The organism is Aeromonas sp. 3P (assembly GCF_051919745.1).
In the GTDB taxonomy this organism is placed as follows: domain Bacteria; phylum Pseudomonadota; class Gammaproteobacteria; order Enterobacterales; family Aeromonadaceae; genus Aeromonas; species Aeromonas veronii.
On the sequence record NZ_JBQBED010000001.1, the window covers coordinates 1740794 to 1760698 of the forward strand.

Genomic DNA, 19905 nt, shown 5'->3' on the forward strand with positions numbered 1-19905 from the left:
CTCACGTTCTGGCACCGGCATCGCTTGCCCGCAGGCTAGATGGCGAGATCGTGCCGCTCTTTCTGTGCCATATCCAGGGTCACCAGATCGAACTTGCTCCCCTTGAGGGCAGACAAAATATCCGATTGCATATCAAATGCCTGCGCACGCTGATGTTCTGGCAGACGCACCCGGGCCAGGGTGGTGGAGGAGTCGCACAGGGTATGGAAAAAGACCTGTGCCTCGTCCAGCCCCATGTCGGCCAGCATCTGCTCGGCCTGATCCACCATTCGCAGATAACGCTGCTCAAGCTGCCGTGGATTGGTGAAGCGATTGCTGAGGCAACCGTTGCTCCCCTTGCCCCAACGACCGAGCTGACGCTTGTTGAAGCCGTAACGATAATCGCGGCGCATCAATCCGTTGTCGGCAAAAAACCAGATGGAGTTGGCAGGCAGAGACCCGAACTGGGCAAGATAATCATCACGCTCCTCCACCGCTGCCGGAACCAGCAACGGCAGATGAGTCCATTCCGGACGAGTCTGCACATACTCACCAATGCGGCGAACCGGGTCGATCAGCCCTTCAATATTTGGCAGGCGATCGCAAAAGACGATCTCGTCACTCTTGATGACCCAGTGATCGATGCCATAACGCTGGCAATAACGGCGGGCACGGGCCACTTCGCTACGACTGCGGGTCGGATTATCGAGGGTAATTGCGTGGATTTTCACACCGGCAGCGCGGCACAGCTCGATGCTGTAGCAGGATTCCAACCGTCCCGAAAAAGAGACAACCAGCTCGTCAAAACTTGCCAGTCGCTCAATCAGCAGCTGTTCCCTGGCTTGAAAAGAGTGATCATATCCCTGATTCAGTACAACTACATTGGCACCCATTAAACAGCTCCGGATGATGAACAGGTGCAGTATTGTGCGGCAAACAAACTGAATAGACCCTTAAAGAGTCTGGTTAAAATTAAAACTTGATGATTATTTCCTGTGATTCTGCTGCTAAATCTTCATTTTGGGCGTCATAAATTCGTAATCTTGCTTGGTGAACCCGATGGGCTCGCAAGAAACCCTGCGCCTGATCCAGCGAGGTGAAGGTCAGGCGCCCTCCCTCGCTGTCGGTCAGGCAGAGGCACTCCCCTTCAGCCTCAACACAGAGCTGATAACCGCTGCCATCCTTGCAGGCGATGATCAGGGTCGCCTCGGGATAGTGACTGAGCCAATTGCGAAACCGGCCATGCTCCATAGTGCTCCTAGAGGGGCATCACCCCTTGCCGGTGGCGGGCAAACAGCCCAGCTCACCCAGTTGCTGGCGGCAACTTGCCGCGTCGGTAAAGACGATCCCCCTGATACCGAGGGCCTCGGCGGCTGCGATGTTGGCGGGACTGTCATCGATGAAGATACACTCTGCCGGTTTCAGATCGAACGACACCAGCAGATAGCGATAGATATCCGGCTCCGGCTTCATCATCCGCACCCGCGCCGACACCACCTTGCCGCTAAAGAAGCGCCAGAAATCCTGATGCTGCTCCAACCAGTCGATGCTGGCATGACCCATGTTGGAGAGGGCATACAGGGTGTGCCCCGCCCCGTGCAGCTCGGCTATCAGGGTTAGCATAGCGGGATCTGGCATCAGGGAGGCAGGAACTGCCTGTAAAATGGCCAGATTCTGTGCCGCAGAGAGGCCGGTGCGCGCTTGCGCTTCCCGGGCCATGGTGTGGAGCGACATGGTGCCTCTGTCTACCTCCAGCCAATCCGGGTGGTTAAAGAGCTGCTTGGCCAACTGTTCGGCCCCTTGCGGGCCACGCACGGAACGCACTATGCCTACCGGATCCCAGCTCACCACCACCCGTCCCAGATCGAAAATAATCGCCATCGTCTTTACCTCCCCCACTGGGTTTCAGTCATCAAAACAGAGTCAACAGAACATCGCTCATACGCCATTTTCTTAACCGGATAACCTGCCCCCATCCCCGCCTGCGGGCAAGTTTTACTTGCATCAGACCGACAAATCCCTTAATGGTTATGACGTTACCTCAAGGACACACCTATGCACGCACCATTCTTCTTTGCTTTCTCGTTTATCCGGCCCGCTTGAGGGAAGGCCTGTCGTCGTGTGAACAGAAAGCAAAGACGAATCTAGCCTCCCCTAGCGGAGGCTTTTTTTTGCATTAATATCAATCGATTACTTGGATAGGGAACAATCATGGCAACGCTCGACGAGATCAGACAAGACATCACCCGGTTGGATCAGGAGCTGCTTGCCCTGCTGGCGAAACGCAAGACCCTCAGCATCGAGGTCGCCCGTGCCAAGCAAGCCAACCCGCGCCCCATTCGTGACCACCAGCGGGAGCAGGAGCTGCTGGTCGCCCTGATCCAGAAAGGGCGCGTGCTTGGGTTGGATGCCCAGTACATCACTCGCATCTATCACACCATCATCGAAGACTCTGTGCTCTCCCAGCAGGCCTATCTGCAGAGCCTGCTCAACCCGGAGCAGCAGGAGCCGATGACCAGCGTCGCCTATCTGGGGCCGCGCGGTTCCTACTCCAGCCTGGCCGCCCGCAAATATCTGGCGCGCTACAAGGATCAGGTGATCGAGGTGAACTGCCAGAACTTCCGCGAAGTGCTGGATGCGGTGGAGTCAGGCCGCGCCGCCTTCGGTGTGCTGCCCATCGAGAACACCAGCTCGGGCTCCATCAACGAAGTCTATGACGTGATGCAGCACACCAGCCTCTCCATCGTCGGCGAGCTCACCTACCCCATCGAGCACTGCATCCTCACCGCCGTACCGACCGAGCTTGGCCGCATCAAGACCTTCTATGCCCACCCGCAGGTGTTCCAGCAGTGCTCCCACTATCTGAGCAAGCTGGAAGGGGCGCGTCACGAGATCTGCGACTCCTCCTCCAGCGCCATGATGAAGGTGAAAGAGCTGGCCAGCCCGGAGGCCGCCGCCATCGGCAGCGCCGCCGGTGGCGAACTGTATGGCTTGGACGTGCTGGCAGAGCAGCTCGCCAACCAGAAAGAGAACTACAGCCGCTTCATCGTGGTGGCGCGCAAACCCATCGACGTGGCACCGCAGATCCCGGCCAAGACCACCCTCATCATGTCCACCTCCCAGAAGCCGGGTTCGCTGGTCGAGGCGCTGCTGGTACTACGCAGCCACGAGATCAACATGACTAAGCTGGAGTCCCGTCCGGTGCAGGGCAACCCGTGGGAAGAGATGTTCTACCTCGATGTCTCCGCCAACCTGCAGACCCCGGCGATGCAGGCCGCACTGGTGGAACTGACCAAGATCACCCGCTATATCAAGGTGCTGGGCTGCTACCCGAGCGAGGATGTGAAACCTACCGCAGTGCCGCCGGTGCTGATGGGGAGCTAACCAGCCCACGACGACAAAAGGCGAGCACCCTGCTCGCCTTTTTTTGATGCCGGTTTTCACGGCAAGCCCATCAACTCAGAACTGACCGGCCATCAGCTGGTTGATGTTGTAGAGGGCACGGGTATCGAGCTCCATCTCGGTGGCATAGGTATTGCCGCGCGGATAGGAGGCAACCACCCGGGCACCACGCACCACACCGGCGACCGACACATCCAGCGAGTTGGAGGTCTGGGTCAGGTCACGATAGCTGCTCTGGCCGCGCACCTGCTGACCATTGAGCTGCTCGGCCAGCTCGCGATATGCATCCATCTTGGAAGCGCGAATGGCTTGCAGCATCTTCTCCGACTGGGAGGGGCCGGGCTGGATGTCGATCACCGCATACCCCACCGCCTTGAGCACCGGAAAATCATCGGGTTTGCCACCCTGGGTGTAATCCACCACCCGGTTGCCGCTGCAACCGGTGAGCAAGAGTGCCAACAGGCAACCAAACAGGATCTTCATGACTCGCTCCTCACGGGGTCAGGTTGACCAGATGACCACCCGGCCGGGCCTGACTGTCACGCATCAGATAACCGCGATTGATCGATGCCCGACCAAACGAGTTGTTGGCACCGAACAGATATTTTTGCGGGATCAGGCTCTGGGCCGTGGTCTCCACCATCTTGGTGCGCATGTCGATAACGCGGGCATTGACCAGGATCCCCTTGCTATTGCGGCTGAAGGTGCCGACCAGAATGCGGGAGATCGGCAAACGGGAAGAGAGCTCCTTATAGTTGCGGCTCAGCACGAAGTCCCCCTGCGGCGTCACCTTGATGCTACCGGTCAGCTTGAAGTCCACCACCACCTCGCCGCGGCGGTTGAGCTCGTAGATAAAGCTCTCCTCAATCTGCTGCCCCATCCAGTTGGTATCCTGCAGGGTGTCGAGATCAACGAAAGAGGCCACCGCGATGGGCTCGGTCAGGGTGGTCAGCGATTTGCGCTCCATCAGCTGGTCGGTCATACGCGCCACCAGCCAGTTGAGCTCCATCCCCTGCGCCGCCTGGCGGGGGTCACCCTGATCCCGATTGATAGGGTCGGAGCCGCACCCGGTCAATGCCAGGGCGAGCGCCAACGCCGTGATGAGTTTGTTCATGGATACCTTTCCTGTATCTGCACCTGACTTATTATCGGACGCGCCGGACAAAGCTTGAGCCGGGAATGAGGCATGATTCTTGCTTTTTTAATGGTCAGCGCCAACGTGCGCTACCACTTGGAACGTGTTGTGATCCATGTCGGTCAGCAGGCGCCATTTCCTCAACATGGCTCGGCTGCCCGCCAACTCAAGGTATCTGCTATGAAATTACCGCTGCTGTTGACCCTGCTGCTGGCCAGCCTGAGCGCCCGAGCCGAGCTTATCGAAGCGCAGGGCAGCGCCGCCATTCTGGGGGGTGATGAGGTCTATGCCCGCGAGCAGGCGACCCGCGACGCCCTACGTCAAGCCTTGCTAGCCAGCGGCGCGGCCGTTTCCAGCGTGCAGCGTCTGGAAAATGGCAGCCTGCGATCCGAGCAGATCCAGATCCGCTCCGGCGGCGACATTCGCCAGTACCGGCTCAAGCGGGAAGAGGTGCGCAACGGCCGCATGTACATCACGCTAGTGGCCGACATTCAGGCCGAACGCCAGATCTGCCAGACCCAGCACTTCGCCAAGGATTTGACACTGGTGAGGCTGCGGATGCGCTATCCAGATCAAGCAAGCTATGGCGCCATGGACGACATGCCTGAGAACCTCTCGCGACGACTGTTCGAAACCCTCGCCAACGCGCCGCAAGGGGTCGCGGTGCGCCAGTGGCTGGATGAAAACCTGCGCATCGACCCGCTGCATCTGCAACAGGGGGATCGCAGTGCCCTCGAAGAGATCAAGGCGCTCAGCCTGCGTACCGACAGCCAGTATCTGGTGCTCGGCAGCATCGACGATCTCTCCATCGAGCCGCAGGGCAACCAGCTGACCAGCTGGTATGAGGATCCCGTACGCAACTTTCGCATGCAGCTCTACCTGTTCGATGGCATCAACGGCAGTCTGGTCAACCGCAAGGCCTACGAAGGGCGCGCCACCTGGACCTTTGGCAAGCGGGAGCAAGTGGGCAGCAGCAGCGGCCAGTTCTGGCAGTCAAGTTATGGCCAGGAGGTCAACTACCAGTTGCAACAGGCGGCTCAGGATCTGGTAGCCCAGCTCACCTGTGCCCCGGTCACCGCAAGAGTGGTCGGCCAGAACGAACGCGGCCCCTACATCAATCTGGGACGGCGCAACGGTGTCAAGCTCGGCGACCAGTTCCGCATCCAGCACAACGCCGACTTCATCGACCCCTACGGCAAGTCGCGCATGATGCGCAACCCGGCCGACGGCCTGTTCGAAGTGGTGCAGGTATTCGACGATGGCGCCATCATCAGCAGCCAGAACAAATATTCGCCGTTTAACATCCAGAATGGGGATTTGGCAGTATTGGAATAAGAATCAAGGGTTTAAAAGGGAGTTGCTTCTTGTATAATGCCCGCCACACAGCTCCCGTAGCTCAGCAGGATAGAGCGGTCCCCTCCTAAGGGACAGGCCACTGGTTCGACTCCAGTCGGGAGCGCCATATAAAACAAGGGGTTAGCATCATCACGATGCTAACCCCTTGGTCGTTTTTGGCCCCGTACCCCTCTCCGTACCCCTCCAATGCAGTTCATTGCACAACACGATCATGCTGTAACGCCACCCTTAAAAATGAGAATTGAATGGTAAACACATCCTATTCAATAAACTTTCAAACCTACATCACCTACATGAGTTAGCAGGCTGAATGTCTGCATTTCACAATTCCTGGAGGAGATATGGCTCACCTGATCGACACCATGGCCTACACCGGCCAAACCCCTTGGCATGGCCTTGGCAATATTTTGCCCCCGCAACAATCTCTCGATATCTGGCTACAGGCAGCCGGGATGGATTGGACCATCGAGCAGAGCGACGTGATGTTTAACGTCGCCTCCGATGCACTGCATATCCGCCCCTACAGCGACAGCAAGGTGCTGTATCGCTCCGATACCCTCGCCCCCCTATCGGTGGTCTCAAGTCGCTACAACGTGGTACAGCCTCACGAGGTGCTGCACTTCTATCAAGATCTGGTAGAAGCCGGTGGCTTTGAGCTGGAAACAGCAGGCTCGCTTAAAGGCGGCCGCAAGCTGTGGGCTCTGGCTAAAACAGGTCAGGACCTAAAGCTCAAAGGCAATGACTTGGTAAAGTCCTATTTGCTGCTGGCGACCAGCTGCGACGGCACGCTCTGCACCACGGCGCAGTTCACCTCGCTGCGGGTAGTCTGCAACAACACCCTACAGATGGCACTGCGCGGCGCTACCGGTGCCATCAAGGTGCCCCACTCTACTCAGTTCGATGCAGCTGCCGTCAAAGAGTCGCTCGGGCTGGGGCTCTCTCATTGGGATGAATTTAAGGCGCAGACCAAGGCGCTGGCACAGCGGCCCGTGGCCCCCGAAGAGGCACTGCGCTTTTTCAGCGACCTGTTGGCGCAACCGCTGGATGAGGAGAACATCATCCTCACCAAGCCGGTACAACGGCTGCATGAGCTCTATCAGGGCGCAGGCATGGGCTCAGAACTTGTCAGCTCCCGCAATACCGCCTGGGGGCTGGTCAATGCGGTAACGGAATACGTGGATCACCATCGCCGTGCTCGCAGCCAGGATCACCGGCTTGATTCCGCCTGGTTTGGTCAGGGCGCCCAACTCAAATCCCAAGCCCTGAATCAGGCACTCACTCTGCTGCAGTAATTCCTCTTCCCTCTCTAAACCGCATAACGACCTCACCCGGACTGGCGCAAGCCAATCCGGGCGTTGCCATTTATGCCGTCAACAAGGAGTCGTCATGAAAGCAAAAGCCAAATACGGCCAAGCCCTGCGGCTGGCCTCCACTACCCAATTAACCCGCGAGCAGTGGCTCGCTATCCGCAAACTCGGCATTGGCTCCTCCGATGCCGCCGTGGCAGTGGGGCTCTCCCCCTACAAATGTCCGCTCAGCCTTTGGCTGGAGAAGACCGGCCGCAAGGAGCCGGAGGATATCTCACACAAGGAAGCGGTACTGTGGGGCATCGAGCTCGAACCTGTGCTGGCACAGGTCTATGCCAAACGCACCGGCTACAAGGTGCGACGGGTCAATGCTGTGCTGCAACACCCCGAGCAACCCTTCATGCTCGCCAACCTCGATCGGGAGGTAGTCGGCCATCCCGATGGGCCGGGCATTCTGGAGATCAAGACCGCCAGCTATCACAGCGCCCCCCAGTGGGAGGAAGGTGTGCCGGTGGCTTATCAGTGTCAGGTACTGCATCAATTAGCGGTTACCGGCCATGCCTGGGCTGAGGTGGCAGTGCTGATCGGCGGCCAGGATTTTCGGATTTACCGCATCGAGCGCGATGAGGAGAAGATCCAGGATCTCACCGAGCGGGAAGCGCAGTTCTGGCAGATGGTGCAACAAGACCAGCAGCCCGAGCCTGACGGCTCCAATGATGCCGCCAATGCCCTGAGCTGGCTGTTTCCCCGCGATGATGGCCAGACGGTAGATCTCTCCGATTCTCCCGAGTTCAACCAACTGTTTGGGGAGCTGCTGCGATTGCGTCAGCAGAAGGAAGCTGTCGAGCTGCAGGAGTCGCAGCTCAAGCAGCGGCTGCAAGCCACCTTAGGTGAAGCCACTGCCGGGCTGTTTGCCAACGGCAAGATCACTTGGAAGCGCAGCAAAGACCGGCTGGCACCGGATCTGGATAAGCTCGGTCAGGATCATCCCGACCTGCTCACCCGTTATGTCAAACCGGTGCCCGGCGTGCGCCGTTTCACCATTCAACCCTTGAGGCAAACACCATGATCAAAGGACTGGCGATCACCCCGCCCGTGATCGGGCGGATCTGCATCGGCAAGCTGGTGCAAAAACAGGATAAGTGGGTACCGGAGAAGGACGACAGCTTCACCCTCACCACCCAGGTACAGCAAAAGGGGGGATGGTTGCTCCATCCCCTGCATCAACACTACTCATCGCAAAAGAGTGGCCAAGGTCAGGAGCAAACCAAGATCCGCGCCATTCCAGTGCGGGTGCTGTTCAACGACAGCGACTTGAATCTGCGGGCGGAATACAGCGCCTTTGACCGGCAAACCGGCAGGCCGCTCTGTGTCGGGAATGGGGAGGTGGCGAGACGTGTGGGGGCGCAAGGCATGGAGGAAGTCAGCTGTCCAGGACCAGAGCGCTGCGCCTTTGCAGGGCAACAGGGCTGCAAGCTGTACGGACGACTGAACCTGTTTGTGGAGGGGCAAGGGGATGAGCTGGGTAGCTTTATCTTCCGCACCACCGGCTACAACTCGGTACGCACCCTGGCTGCGCGACTGAAGTACCTGGAGGCAGTGAGCGGGGGTCATACCCGCTATCTGCCGCTCACCCTGCGGTTGCGGGCCAAGAGCACCACCCAGTCGTACCGCACACCGGTCTACTACGTGGATTTGACCTTGCGGGAAGAAACCAACCTGACTGAGGCAGTCAGGCAAGCACTGGAGGCCGCCCGGCGTGATCAAGAGGCGGGGCTCGCCATCGACCAGATGGAACAGGCCGCTCGCGACCTGCTGCGCAATGGCCAATTTGAGGATATCGATGAAGAGGTGCCGATGCTGCTGGAGGAGTTCTATCCCGAAGCCAACAGCGACGAGACGGCGAATGGTATCAATGGTTCTGAGGCGACAACCTCACCTCACGTCCCGCTAGGCAAAGCAACCAGAACGCCACAGAGACCACAACCAAGAAGGAGTCCACTCACCAACAAATTGGGGAAAGGGACCCCATCCCCTCCCCAGTGAATGGTGGATGATCAGCGAGGACGCGCCAACCGCTCCACCAACCGTTCTACCGTTTCCAGCAACAGGGTTCGGTCAGCATGACGGCCACGGTACAGGGCAAGGAGTACGGCCCTTATGCTGGGCAGGCTTTCTCCATCATCGTCGATGGCAGCCAATACGATGCGCCCTATGAGACCGAGTCCCGTGTCGGTGAGAACAACTTCTTCGACATGTGGGGCAAGCTACGTAAGGCCAAGTCGATCAGCATTTTAACGGCTGACGGCAAGCAGCTCGCACTGCCGACCCAAGAGGTGGCATCAGTTCTGCCCGCCACCAATACCCCCGAGTTTGACTGCTTGATGTGGGACCAATAGCTCACACTCATTCCCATCCAAGAGGAGGCATTTGCCTCCTCTTTTTATTTCTGCCATTCACCCACCCGTAGAGGAGACGCACTATGCCACCCTGCATTCCCCCTGAATGCGAGCCGTTCGATCACCAAGGCTTTTGGCAAAAACTCTGGGCCTTTGCCAAACGTGCCGGTCGACCCTTTATCGAAACCTGCCTGTTGCTCTACTACACCAGCCAGAAGGATGACCTGCCACTTTGGGCCAAGCTGCTGATCTACAGTGCGCTGGCCTACTTTATCTCCCCCATTGATGCGATCCCGGATGTGTTGCCGATGGGACTCACCGATGACATTGCGGTACTGAGTGCGGCGCTCGCCAGCATTGCCGCCTTTATTGATGAACAGATCCGTGCCCGTGTGGCCAGAAAAATGCGCGAGCTGTTCGGACAAGATTAACCCCCACAAGGAGTACATCATGACTATTCCCTTTTTCCGGGACGGCTTTGCCCTGCCCGTTGACCAAGCATTGCTGGTTCTGCTCGACCAGGAAGTCGCTAAAACCGAGCTCAATCTTGAGTGCTTAACCCAACTGACCTTCAACTTTCGTAACCCCGGCTACAGCGTCGAACAAGGTGGTGTGCACCCAGTCGAGATCCGCCTGATCCGTGGGCTCGATGGCTGGCTGTTCGATTACGTCACCGACTTCAGCTACCAGGGGCAGGGCCAAGATACGGAGCTCTGCAAGGAGCTCGATTTCAACTTCCTCGATGGGGAACACACCATGTTGGGCTGGGGACCGCTGCGGTTGGCCGAAGCGCGAGAATTGTTCGACATCTGGCAGTGCAACTTCATTGCCTACTGCCGGTTGGAATGCTTCAGCGTCACGGTCGCAGGAGATTAGGAGGACACGATGAGCCAAGAATTAGCGCTCTCCCACTACTCACGTCAGTGGTTGGGACAAATCGCCGCCAACGCCAAGATAACACCCACCAGCAGTGGTCAGCGTTGGCTGCTGCACCTGACCCCGGAGAGCCCACTAGCCCGCACCGTCACCCTGCAAGTGCGTTGGTCCGGGATGCAGTGGCAACTGCTATCTCTCACCAATGCTGAGGACTGGCACACCATGAGCCAGCCGAGGGATGAAATCTGCATCGACCCCGAACGTCGCTGTTTCTGGCATTGCCAGGCAGGGCCAGTCCCGCTCAACGAGCAACCTCGCGTACTGGCCAACTTTCTGGCTGACCTGCAGCGCATCTGCATCCATCGCGGCTATGCGGTGGAGAGTGACCCCATCCCTGACAAGGAGACCGAAGATGATTAACGCCGTGATCGCCATCGAGCTGGAGGCTTATCTTGAACACGATGGTCAGATTGAAGTGGTGCATGACCAGGGCCTGCCGGTGGACGGTTATACCCTCTACCTGCGCTATGAAAACGAACGGGGCGACGCACTGGCGCAATGGCTGTGCGATCACCCGGATCACAGCTGGCTAACCCAGTTAGGCACCCTACTAGCCACCAGTTACCACATTCCGCTGCACGACTACACCCGCACACCTTGGCGGCCTGAACACAGCCAGCCAAGCCAGTGGTCACACCCCATTCAGTAACCCATTAACCAACTACTTCGCCTAGCCTGCCGCGTCCAATGTGGTGGGGCGATAGCGTATGGAGCCCAATCATGTTGCATCACAAATTGATCGCCGGGGAGATCCCCGGCACCTATCTCGTCACTGAGCTGATTAACGAAGAGGACCTGTTGACTATCGCCAACCAGATTGCCCGGCAGAAACTGGCCAAGGGAGAAGCTATTACCGATAAACACTTGGCCCATCAAGCCCTGCAAGGGCTGCTGCAAACACGGGATCGCGAAGTTTTTGCTGCACTGTTCCTCGATAACCAGCATCGGATCTTGGCCTATGAAGAGCTGTTCCTTGGCACCCTGTCCGCTGCAACCGTCTACCCCCGCGATGTGGTCAAGCGGGCACTGCACTACAATGCTGCCGCCCTGATATTGGTGCATAACCACCCGTCGGGATACCCGGAACCCAGCCGGGCAGATATCGAGATCACCCTGCGCCTACAGAATGCCCTGGCACTGGTGGATATCCGGATTTTGGATCATCTGGTCGTCGGTACTGAGGGTGTGGTGTCGCTGGCAGAACGAGGGAATTTGTAACTACCACGCCGGTCAGGGAGCACATGGAGGAAGGCATGGTCAGCAGTGAGCTCTACTACGACTTACCATCATTAGGAGTACACAGAAAATGGGAACCATAGGGAGTTGGGGATTACACACCCAAGTTCAACCACATTTTGGCGCACGTGCAATTGTCGAACGAAACAGGGTCTCCCTATTTTTGGATCGCTGCGGCGTCTATGGCGATGGCCCACTCCATTACTACAGACCCATGGCACTTGTCATTTCTCTTTCGCTGACGGCTTCGGGGGTGACCACTGCATCTTTCAGCATCAGCTTGCCGCGCAACAGGCGATCCAGATGGACATCGAACGCATCAAATCGCGGGTGAGTCAGGGTCGGCAAGTGGATAAACACTGGTTTTTGCTGGCCGATGCGGTAGACCCGGTCTGAGGCCTGGGCCTCTTTGGCTGGGTTCCAGTGACGCTCCAAGTGGATCACATGGTTGGCACTGACCACGGTCAGACCGACCCCTGCAGCCACAGGGGACATGATTATCACATTGAAACCGGCTTGAGCCTCGAACTGGCTGATCAGCTTCTTGCGCGTCAGATCCTCGACTTTACTGGCCACCGCCTTGGTGTCGCCATTGATGATGGCGATATCCAGGCCGTAGATCTGATCCAGCCAGAGCTTGAGTACTCGCTGCAACCGCTTGGTCATCATAAACAGAATGACTTTTTCGTTCTGGCTACGGATCTGCTCCAGTAACTGCAGAACAATGGTGAGCTTGCCGGATTCCTGCATGTACTGACGGGCCTGCTTGGCATCCTGACTGTAGAGCGCAGCTTCGTCATCCAGCCTTGGATGCAATGAGATGCTTCTGAGCCGGGAGAGTGCAGCCAGGGCCGCTCCTTGCATGTTTTCGTCACTAGCCCGGCGACTGCGATACTCATCGAGTACGGCATCATAGGCCTGCAACTGTAAGCCGCTCATGACGCGGCTCAATTCGGGGTGATAGCGTTGCAGCTGGCTATCTGCTTGCTGTACGCCATTACATATGGTCTTGCTGGGTAGTCCCTTGAGCTGCTCCTCTTTGACTCGGCGTAACATGAAGGTACCTACGGTGCGGCGTAATTGCTCGCCGATTTGGATACGGATCAGGTCGCGTTCTTGCTCTTCGGCATTCAGAATGGGTTTTATCCAGCTGTCCCGGTAGTGTTGCCAGCTACCGAGCAGCCCGGGTTGGGCGGTATCCAGCAAACACCAAAAATCTCCCAGGCTGTTCTCCACTGGGGTTCCGGTTGCCAGCAGCTTGAAGTCAGCCTTGAGGCCTTTGGCTGCACGGGTCTGTAAGGCATTGGGGTTCTTGATGTTTTGCGCTTCATCGAAGATCACCATACCCCAGTCGATGCGGCAGAGTGAAAACTGGTAGTCCCGCAAGGTTTGATAAGTGGTGAGTACTAGCCGTCTATCCATGTCCAGCCGATGGATCCCGGCCTCTGGGCCTATGGCCAGGGCATAGCGGATGCTTTGTTCATCTAGCATGCCGCTTTCATCTGCCAGCGAGGCCAACTGTACCGACTCTCTTTCTGCACCTCGGATCCGAAACCTCCCTAGATCACGACCTGCTTGCAACACCACCTGGTCGCGAAACGGCACGCTGTTATAGGTCTTGGCGACCTCATCTTCCCAGTTCTCCAGCAGACTCAGTGGCGCCACCACCAGAATGGGCTTTTCTGCCTGGCCCTGGCTGCGTTGACGATGCAGGTATTCACCGATGGTCACCAAGGTCATATAGGTTTTGCCCAACCCCATGTCATCGGCCAGCAGGCCGCCTTGCAGTCGGTAGAGATCCTCGGGATCTTCATGCAAGGCCACATTCAGCAGTTTTAGCATCCATTCGATGCCTTCTTGCTGGTGAGAGAAGGGCGTGCGCGCATAGCGTGACCAGTCAGGTGAGGCTGGCAGGGTGGCGAAATTGGTCTTGTTCAACAAGGTGGTATGGATGGCATCCGCCTCCTTGAGAATGACGGCAACGCGCTCTTTGACTTTTTCTTCGTCTACTGGTGTCTCAAGTGTGACTGATTCATCTGCTGGTTCATCGTCGAGGCCAGAATGGCCGGCAAGACGTTGCTTGATGGCGGTAACTTGTTTTTCCACTACATCGACGTTGGTGATGTCGATCGTCTGTTCACCAAAAGTCAGAGTGCTGGCGCCTTGGGCTCGTGCCGCTTGCAATAGATCTTCAAAACGTTGCAATTCCTCAGGCGACTGAATAAGTCCGCTGAGTACCTCCGGGGGTGATGGACGGGAGTCAAGAGCAAACCAATTGTTTTGGTTGGTATCCAGCCCGCCAAAGTCCATGTACTGTAGTCGGCCTACACCTGCGACCCTAATGGAGAAACCAACCTCGAGATTAACCAAGGCGGCATCCAAAAAAGCGGTAGGGGTGGCAATAAACTCATTGACCTTGTCGGCAGGAATGCGTGTATTGGCCAGTACGTTGCGGATCCCGGCCAACCGGGGTTCGTCCAGCAGTACTACGCGATTATCTATTCGCAACACGCCGCCATTAGCGCTCATATCTATCTGCGCCCATCGCTTCTGCAATTGATCTGGCGTGGATCCCTCTCCCAGACAGGGGCAAAGCTGCAGGCTACCATCCGGCATGCGGGTGGCTATGATACCTATGTTGTCCGGCACCACTACGTCAAGGCGCTCAAAATGACTAAGGTCGATGCGCATACCACTTCGTGCCGCCGTTTGCAGCTCGGCCATCAGTCGCAGGTTAGCGGTTTCGCCTCGCAGCTCGGCTGTCAGGGTCTCGTGTTGCTCCCAAGCCATCAGTCCCATTAATTCTGCTGGCGTCAGCCAATAGCATTCTTGGCTACCCAAGTACAGAAAGGGCCCTTTGCGGGTAAAGGGGGTTTCCCCTTCAGGCATACTGGCGGTAATGGCTACCCGAAAGCCGCTGTTACCGGTTCGGCCGTGAATCGTGGAGACAAATTGCCCGGGGAAGCGGGGCGGCAGGTCCAGGATCTCGGCTTGTTCGCCATCCATACCAGTGATGTCTTCTGCCTCAATATGAAAACCATTAGCAGTGGTCTCGGCCACACCCTGCTCGGCCAACATGTTGAGGCAGATGAGTTGCACCTTTTGCCGGGTGTTCCCCTGTCCTACTTGCAGTGATTTGAGCTCACTTGCTGGCAGGAAAAAATTCAACCCGCTGGAGTCAGGTTGGCTGTGAAAACCTAACTGGTTGTTGATGGCGTTGTCCGTGTCGCCAATAAAGGATCGCAAGAATTCGACTAAGCGCATTTAGTGGCCTTTATGATGCTCTTCATAAGCGGTTAATTCCGCGGCTGCTACGGATGTGAGGTGCCAGCCATATTGGCTGTTTTGCCAGCAGAGCGTACCAAGGGGCCCATAAAGCTGTTGATTGATCTCTTGAACTGTCATGCCCAAGACGTTGGCACCATGACGAGCTCTGTCACCGGCATTGCTGGCAAAATATTGCAGTACCTTAAGCTCTAGCGGTTTGAGCTGGCTAACCCGGGGGCAGAGTTCGGAGAGCGAAGGCTCCGCAACAGTGTTAGCGCTGGTTATTTCATCCGAATGGGGTGTTGCTGGAGCGGGTTTGTTCTTGTATTTGAACCTGCCATTCAGCTTTGAAAGCTGCTCAGCTGATAACTTGTTCACTGCACGTGACGCATTCGCTGGGAGCTGCTGGGGTTCTTCATAAAGCTTGGCCTGATGGGATGCCTCCCTGACTTGATCTACTGGTGATGGACTGAGACTAGTTAGAGCTGACTGGTGAGTTATCGTGTCGACAAATGACTTGGCTGTCGGCTGGCTGGGAGTTGGCACCGGTGTCCGTTTGGGATTGACTGCAGGGATGCCAAAGCGGCGAAGCTGGTATTGGTAGTCCTGGCGGCTCAGTAGTTGCTCCATATCCAGACCGATGCCGTTGTCTGCCAAGAAGGTGAAGACCTTGTGCTGCCAAGTGTGTGGTGTGTGGACGATGCTGGCGAGAGGAAGATTGCCATATCGTTTTTGGTAGCCAGCAGGAATGGTGGATGTCAGTGCGGCATGGCTGAATATCCGTTTCTCATAAGTGGTCAGTATGTCACTTGGGGGCGCCAAATAGACCCAAATTTTGAAACTGTGGGAACCTTCAATCAGGTAGAAATCGCCACAGTCCAGATAGATCACCGCTTTATCGCTCATAGCCCCATCCATGGGAGCGAAGCTGGTTTTTACTTCCTTACCCAAAATCCCTTTAACGATTTGCTGGGCCCGGTTACCGAGTAGCAGACGGGTATTACGGATCAGTTTGAGTTTGAACAAGCCCTCCAGAAACAGCTTTCTGGCGGGAAACATCCGCTGTAATTCGTCGTTATGACTCTGGATCCCATATTGCTCAACGGCCTGCAAAAAGAGGCGAAGATCCTCTTTGGATAGCCAGCCTCTGACCTTTTGAATCCGTGCCTCGCCCAGTGGTTGCCACCATTGACGGTAATTTGTGGCGGCGCTGGATATGCGGGGATCGCCTGCCAGGTTGAGGATGAAGGTTTGCCAGGCATCGCTGGGCTCCTGGCCTGTACGGTCGATCAGGATCTCCAGCGCGGCATGGCCGATACAGCGGTCCCCCTCAAAGGGAGCCTTGCTGACCGAGGGTTTAAGTAGCTCATCCATCACAGGTGACCATTCGTCCAGTGACAAAATGCGCAAGGTCTCGAGATAGAAGTGAGCACGACAGATATCGCCGTAACGGCCATCATCCAGGCCTTGCAGGCCCAGTTCGCTAAATGTCACACCAAGCTCGCGTCCTGCTTGTAGCGTCTGCTCTGCAAGTTGACGAGGGCCGTCCAATCCAAGAAGTTTGTGTCCTTCTTGTTTTAGGCTGATGAGCGGGTTCGGCCGCAGGGTGGCAATACGAGGTTCTGGCAGTTGCTCCAGTTGTGACAGCAGTGCCAGCTCCAGCATGGCACGAAATCCATCATGTTGGTCTAACAGGTCGAATTGACGAAAGTAGAGCTGCACCAACTGCTGGAGTGTGATGCGGGTCAGCCTGGGTTGTTGGGCATGCAACAGCGCGGAGAGGAGTTGGGGGCTGAGCAGTCGCTCGGCATACCGGTCGCCACTAAGCCAAAACCAGCTAAGGGCTCGTGCAGTGAGTCGGCGCTTCAGTAGTCCAGGTAATGCCTCAAACCGGCCTGAGATGGCCATGTTGCGCAGTGAGGTGAGCATCTGGCTGAAGGCGTCGTTGTGCCCTGCAGCCCCCTCCATCTTGGAAGCCTTCGTCTGGAGTTCGGCCCAGGCGTTTACCGTGGGTAGGCCCCAAGAGGTTGCCATGGATTTGGCCTCGGGCAACTTCATTGCTGAAGTTCCTCCTGCAGCCGTTCCTTCACTTGTTCGTACTGTGCGCTGTCTGGTCTGCGGATGGTAAAACGAATGTCGATGCGACGATTACGCTTAAAATCTGTCTCCGTCACTTGATTAGACACCGCTGGCCGTGTTTCTCCATAGCCACTGACCGAAAAGAGGGGATGGCCATCTCTATTTTTCAGCCGGGATAGTTGTTCATCACCGATGAGTGATTTTTCCCAAAACTGCCAGAGGGAAATGGCGCGGAAGGTTGACAGCCCCCAGTTACCCTTGCCCATAAAGCCCTGCAGGGGACGGTTGTCGGTATGTCCTTCGATGAAGATGGTATCTAGGAACTCCACTCGATTGTCACGAGAGATTACCATGTTAAGCACTTCGCCTATTTCCCTGGCCCGAGATTGATAGGTCGGACTTATATCAAAGGCGCCAGTTTCAAAGCCGAGCAGTTCGTTGGGAATGCTCAAGACGGTGTGATTCTGGCTGACCTCTACCTTGATGCCGCGCTTGCGCAGGGTCTCTACTGCTTCGTCAAGAATTGTGCGGCGTACTTGCTCGGCTTGTTTTAGCGCGACAATCTCTTCTTCAAACTTGGCTTGTTTATGCTCCAGTTCTTTTTGGATCTCCATCAGCTGCAGGATCAGGATCACCGAGGCCATAATAAAGATGACGAGCAGGGCGGACATGATGTCGGAAAAGGACATCCAGTAGGGGTTTTCTTCGTCAACGTTGGTGGTTTGAGCTTTACGAAATTGCATCAGCGTTGCTCCAGCTCATCCAGCACACTGCTCATGGCTTCGGCCGTGTGATACATCTTGGTGGCATATTCCAGAGAAACCTTGTTCCACTGATCCATACGCTCATGAACCTGGGTGCTGACTTCGCTGGCGTATTTTTGCAGCCACTGTTCAGCCTGTTTTTCGATGGCTTCAACTTGGGAACGCAACGTCTCGCCTAAGGCATTGAATTCGGTTCTCACCCCTGTCAGGAATTGTTGCTGCGTTTGCTTCATCTCAACAAAGCCATGGCGAGCCTCACTGGCAGCCTGTTCGAACCGCTCCGCTCCCTGCAGCAGGCCATCTTGCAATCTGGCCAGCATTTCGGCTTGTTGCTTGAGTTGATCAGTAAGTGCAGCATTTTGGCTACCGGCTTGCTCAATTTGTTGTGTCACTTGTTCCAAGCGCTGCCCCAGTAGATCGGCGGCAGAACGGACATTGGTGGAGAGCAGGCCTAGCTGATTGGCACTGCTGTCCATATGCTTGCTGCTCTGGGCTGCGGAATCGGTCACTTGCTGCAAGCGAGTCAGCAATTGCTGGTGCTGTTCCGCCATTTGGCGGCTTTGTTGTTGACCGGCTTGCACTGAGTCGGCTAAGGCGGTCAACAACGCTTGCTGCTGTTGTGTTACGTCAGTCAGCTGCTGTTGGAATTTATCCTGACGAATCTGTTCGCGAACATCCGCCTGAGCACCTTGTTGACTTAAGTTATCCAGCAGTTTGCCAACGGCATCCTGCAATGTGTTCTGTTGTTGCTGTACGGCCGAGGTCATAGCCTCGATTTGCTGTTGGCTCGCGGTGCCCAGACTGCCCAGCATTTTTTGTTGCTGCTCCAGTAACGTGGTTTGCTGTTGCTCATGTTGCTGGGCCAAGTCACCCATCATCTTACCAAATCGACTCTCCAACTGGCCTTGTCGTTCATCTGCCGAATTGGCCAGTTGTTGCAACTGCTCCTGGAAACGTTTGGACTGCTCATCCTGAGCATCCAGGCTGCTAGTCTGTTGAGAGCTTAATTTACTAAACAGCTGTTCAAGACGTTCGCCCATGCTGCTGACGGCGATATTGACATCCGCGGCCACTTTTTCGAGCTGTTCACCCTGTACTCTGCCTGCCGAGCTCATACCCTCCATAAAGCTGCTTACCAGGTTTTCCATCACCTGGCTTGATTGTTGATTAGTGGAATGAACTAGGGTTTGGATGGCCGGCCCCATGATATTATTAAGTGTGTCAGTGAGGGCATTTTGCATAGCTTCGCTCATGCCATTGATGCTTTCTTGCAGTCGGTCTCCGATCCGCTCGTGCAGCTCCTGCAGTGCTTCTTTACTTTCTTTGCTGTACTCGGCGATATGCACCAGAGATTGTTCCGCAGGGAGTCTTGGATAGAGGAAATCAATCCTGTTTTGCAGGTCTTGGATATCGTTCAGCGCTTTGCGTTCAAACAGCTTTTCACACAGATTGAGTAGGAGACTGAAAGCAACCCCCCAGACCGAGGTCATAAATGCAACTGCTGCGCCAGAGATGAGCTTATTGATACCACTCTTGAGGGTCTCGATTTCTGACGTATTGCCCACTAGCCCCTCTAGACCAATGGTTAATCCAACAAAGGTTCCGAGCACCCCGATCGCCACTAAAAAGCTGGGGGTCGCTGCTAGTAAACGGCTGGCGGTTAGGCCCGTTGCCAAGGTTTTTGCATTGAAAAAATGCTCCGCGTCAATGCTGTTGAAAAGTTGTTTCTTGTCAGAAGATAAGACAAGGCTTTCATCAAATTCCTGCCAGAGATGACCAATATTGTTGGCATTCAGCTTTTGAGCCCTCTGAAGTATTTCACGGCGAGAGTAAGCCAATGTTTCTCTACTTTGCCCATCCAACAAAGATCTCAATGCTTTGTTTCTTTCAATGAAATTGAGGTAGTGCTTAATCAAAAAAAACAGGGATAGTAAAAAGATGAAGCATGTGAATGACCAGAACCACGCACTGATCCCATTGGTAGTGCCATTCAGCATCTGGCTAAAGTCAGGCCATAGGTGTTTAAGTAAATCCCACATGTCTAA

The 19905-nt window shown here is 56.0% G+C and carries 20 protein-coding genes, 1 tRNA gene and 1 other annotated feature; of the genes, 12 read left to right on the plus strand and 9 right to left on the minus strand.

Translation table 11 applies throughout. The features are described 5' to 3' along the window. Positions 1-35: 35 nt before the first annotated feature. The 3 genes from ACTG19_RS07745 to ACTG19_RS07755 form a co-directional block, all read right to left on the minus strand. Positions 36-872, minus strand: coding sequence for a hypothetical protein (locus ACTG19_RS07745; protein WP_101530819.1), 837 nt, complete (start codon positions 870-872; stop codon positions 36-38). Positions 873-951: 79 nt separating this feature from the next. Beyond that, complete coding sequence (locus ACTG19_RS07750; protein ID WP_005338699.1) at positions 952-1230, minus strand: DUF6482 family protein; 279 nt, start codon at positions 1228-1230, stop codon at positions 952-954. Positions 1231-1248: 18 nt separating this feature from the next. Further along, entirely contained in the window at positions 1249-1860 is a 612-nt protein-coding gene (locus ACTG19_RS07755; RefSeq protein WP_257687106.1) for an HAD family hydrolase, read from the minus strand. Between the two features lie 170 nt (positions 1861-2030). Then, positions 2031-2152: a sequence feature (Phe leader region), on the plus strand. Positions 2153-2190: 38 nt separating this feature from the next. Here ACTG19_RS07755 and pheA point away from each other — a divergent pair. Then, positions 2191-3363 carry a prephenate dehydratase gene (gene pheA, locus ACTG19_RS07760; RefSeq protein ID WP_005338715.1) on the plus strand — a complete coding sequence of 391 codons (1173 nt, stop codon included), beginning with the start codon at positions 2191-2193 and terminating at the stop codon, positions 3361-3363. A 75-nt stretch (positions 3364-3438) separates the two neighbouring features. Here the strand turns inward: pheA and ACTG19_RS07765 are convergent, their stop codons facing one another. Next, positions 3439-3864 carry an LPP20 family lipoprotein gene (locus ACTG19_RS07765; protein WP_005338717.1) on the minus strand — a complete coding sequence of 142 codons (426 nt, stop codon included), beginning with the start codon at positions 3862-3864 and terminating at the stop codon, positions 3439-3441. 10 nt (positions 3865-3874) lie between these two features. Continuing rightward, the gene (locus ACTG19_RS07770; protein ID WP_005338718.1) at positions 3875-4495 is read right to left on the minus strand and encodes a FlgO family outer membrane protein; all 621 of its coding nucleotides are present in this window, start codon (positions 4493-4495) and stop codon (positions 3875-3877) included. 201 nt (positions 4496-4696) lie between these two features. On the opposite strand from ACTG19_RS07770, the gene ACTG19_RS07775 reads away from it, so the two are divergent. From ACTG19_RS07775 to radC, 11 genes are all read left to right on the plus strand, one after another. Further along, entirely contained in the window at positions 4697-5851 is a 1155-nt protein-coding gene (locus ACTG19_RS07775; RefSeq protein ID WP_113739022.1) for a flagellar assembly protein FlgT, read from the plus strand. Positions 5852-5901: 50 nt separating this feature from the next. Continuing rightward, positions 5902-5978: transfer RNA gene (locus tag ACTG19_RS07780), tRNA-Arg, on the plus strand. A gap of 235 nt (positions 5979-6213) precedes the next feature. Further along, on the plus strand, positions 6214-7164 hold the full coding sequence (locus tag ACTG19_RS07785; protein ID WP_139392548.1) for a DUF932 domain-containing protein: 951 nt from the start codon (positions 6214-6216) through the stop codon (positions 7162-7164). A gap of 94 nt (positions 7165-7258) precedes the next feature. Beyond that, complete coding sequence (locus ACTG19_RS07790; RefSeq protein WP_201939244.1) at positions 7259-8248, plus strand: YqaJ viral recombinase family nuclease; 990 nt, start codon at positions 7259-7261, stop codon at positions 8246-8248. Continuing rightward, entirely contained in the window at positions 8245-9225 is a 981-nt protein-coding gene (locus ACTG19_RS07795; RefSeq protein ID WP_181497540.1) for a recombination directionality factor, read from the plus strand. Before ACTG19_RS07790 ends, ACTG19_RS07795 begins: the two co-directional genes overlap by 4 nt. Before the next feature lie 77 nt (positions 9226-9302). Then, complete coding sequence (locus ACTG19_RS07800; RefSeq protein ID WP_025201152.1) at positions 9303-9578, plus strand: hypothetical protein; 276 nt, start codon at positions 9303-9305, stop codon at positions 9576-9578. A gap of 83 nt (positions 9579-9661) precedes the next feature. After that, positions 9662-10009, plus strand: a complete 348-nt coding sequence (locus tag ACTG19_RS07805) for a YkvA family protein (protein ID WP_025201151.1) — start codon at positions 9662-9664, stop codon at positions 10007-10009. Between the two features lie 19 nt (positions 10010-10028). Beyond that, on the plus strand, positions 10029-10454 hold the full coding sequence (locus tag ACTG19_RS07810; RefSeq protein ID WP_025201150.1) for a DUF2787 domain-containing protein: 426 nt from the start codon (positions 10029-10031) through the stop codon (positions 10452-10454). 9 nt (positions 10455-10463) lie between these two features. Then, positions 10464-10874 carry a hypothetical protein gene (locus tag ACTG19_RS07815; protein WP_025201149.1) on the plus strand — a complete coding sequence of 137 codons (411 nt, stop codon included), beginning with the start codon at positions 10464-10466 and terminating at the stop codon, positions 10872-10874. Further along, positions 10867-11163, plus strand: a complete 297-nt coding sequence (locus ACTG19_RS07820) for a hypothetical protein (protein WP_234918443.1) — start codon at positions 10867-10869, stop codon at positions 11161-11163. The genes ACTG19_RS07815 and ACTG19_RS07820 overlap by 8 nt, the downstream gene beginning before the upstream one ends. 71 nt (positions 11164-11234) lie before the next feature. Then, the gene (gene radC, locus ACTG19_RS07825; protein WP_025201148.1) at positions 11235-11732 is read left to right on the plus strand and encodes a RadC family protein; all 498 of its coding nucleotides are present in this window, start codon (positions 11235-11237) and stop codon (positions 11730-11732) included. A 222-nt stretch (positions 11733-11954) separates the two neighbouring features. On the opposite strand, the gene ACTG19_RS07830 is transcribed toward radC, so the two are convergent. Genes ACTG19_RS07830 through zorA form a run of 4 tightly spaced genes read right to left on the minus strand, consistent with a single transcriptional unit; the run spans position 11955 to position 19899 of the window. Next, the gene (locus ACTG19_RS07830) at positions 11955-15014 is read right to left on the minus strand and encodes a DEAD/DEAH box helicase (RefSeq protein WP_421296823.1); all 3060 of its coding nucleotides are present in this window, start codon (positions 15012-15014) and stop codon (positions 11955-11957) included. After that, positions 15015-17075: an EH signature domain-containing protein gene (locus ACTG19_RS07835; RefSeq protein WP_181497542.1), complete on the minus strand. Its 2061-nt coding sequence runs from the start codon at positions 17073-17075 to the stop codon at positions 15015-15017. Continuing rightward, positions 17072-17839: an OmpA/MotB family protein gene (locus ACTG19_RS07840; protein ID WP_024941047.1), complete on the minus strand. Its 768-nt coding sequence runs from the start codon at positions 17837-17839 to the stop codon at positions 17072-17074. Before ACTG19_RS07840 ends, ACTG19_RS07835 begins: the two co-directional genes overlap by 4 nt. Further along, the gene (zorA, locus tag ACTG19_RS07845; protein WP_181497543.1) at positions 17839-19899 is read right to left on the minus strand and encodes an anti-phage ZorAB system protein ZorA; all 2061 of its coding nucleotides are present in this window, start codon (positions 19897-19899) and stop codon (positions 17839-17841) included. The genes ACTG19_RS07840 and zorA overlap by 1 nt, the downstream gene beginning before the upstream one ends. Positions 19900-19905: the final 6 nt, after the last annotated feature.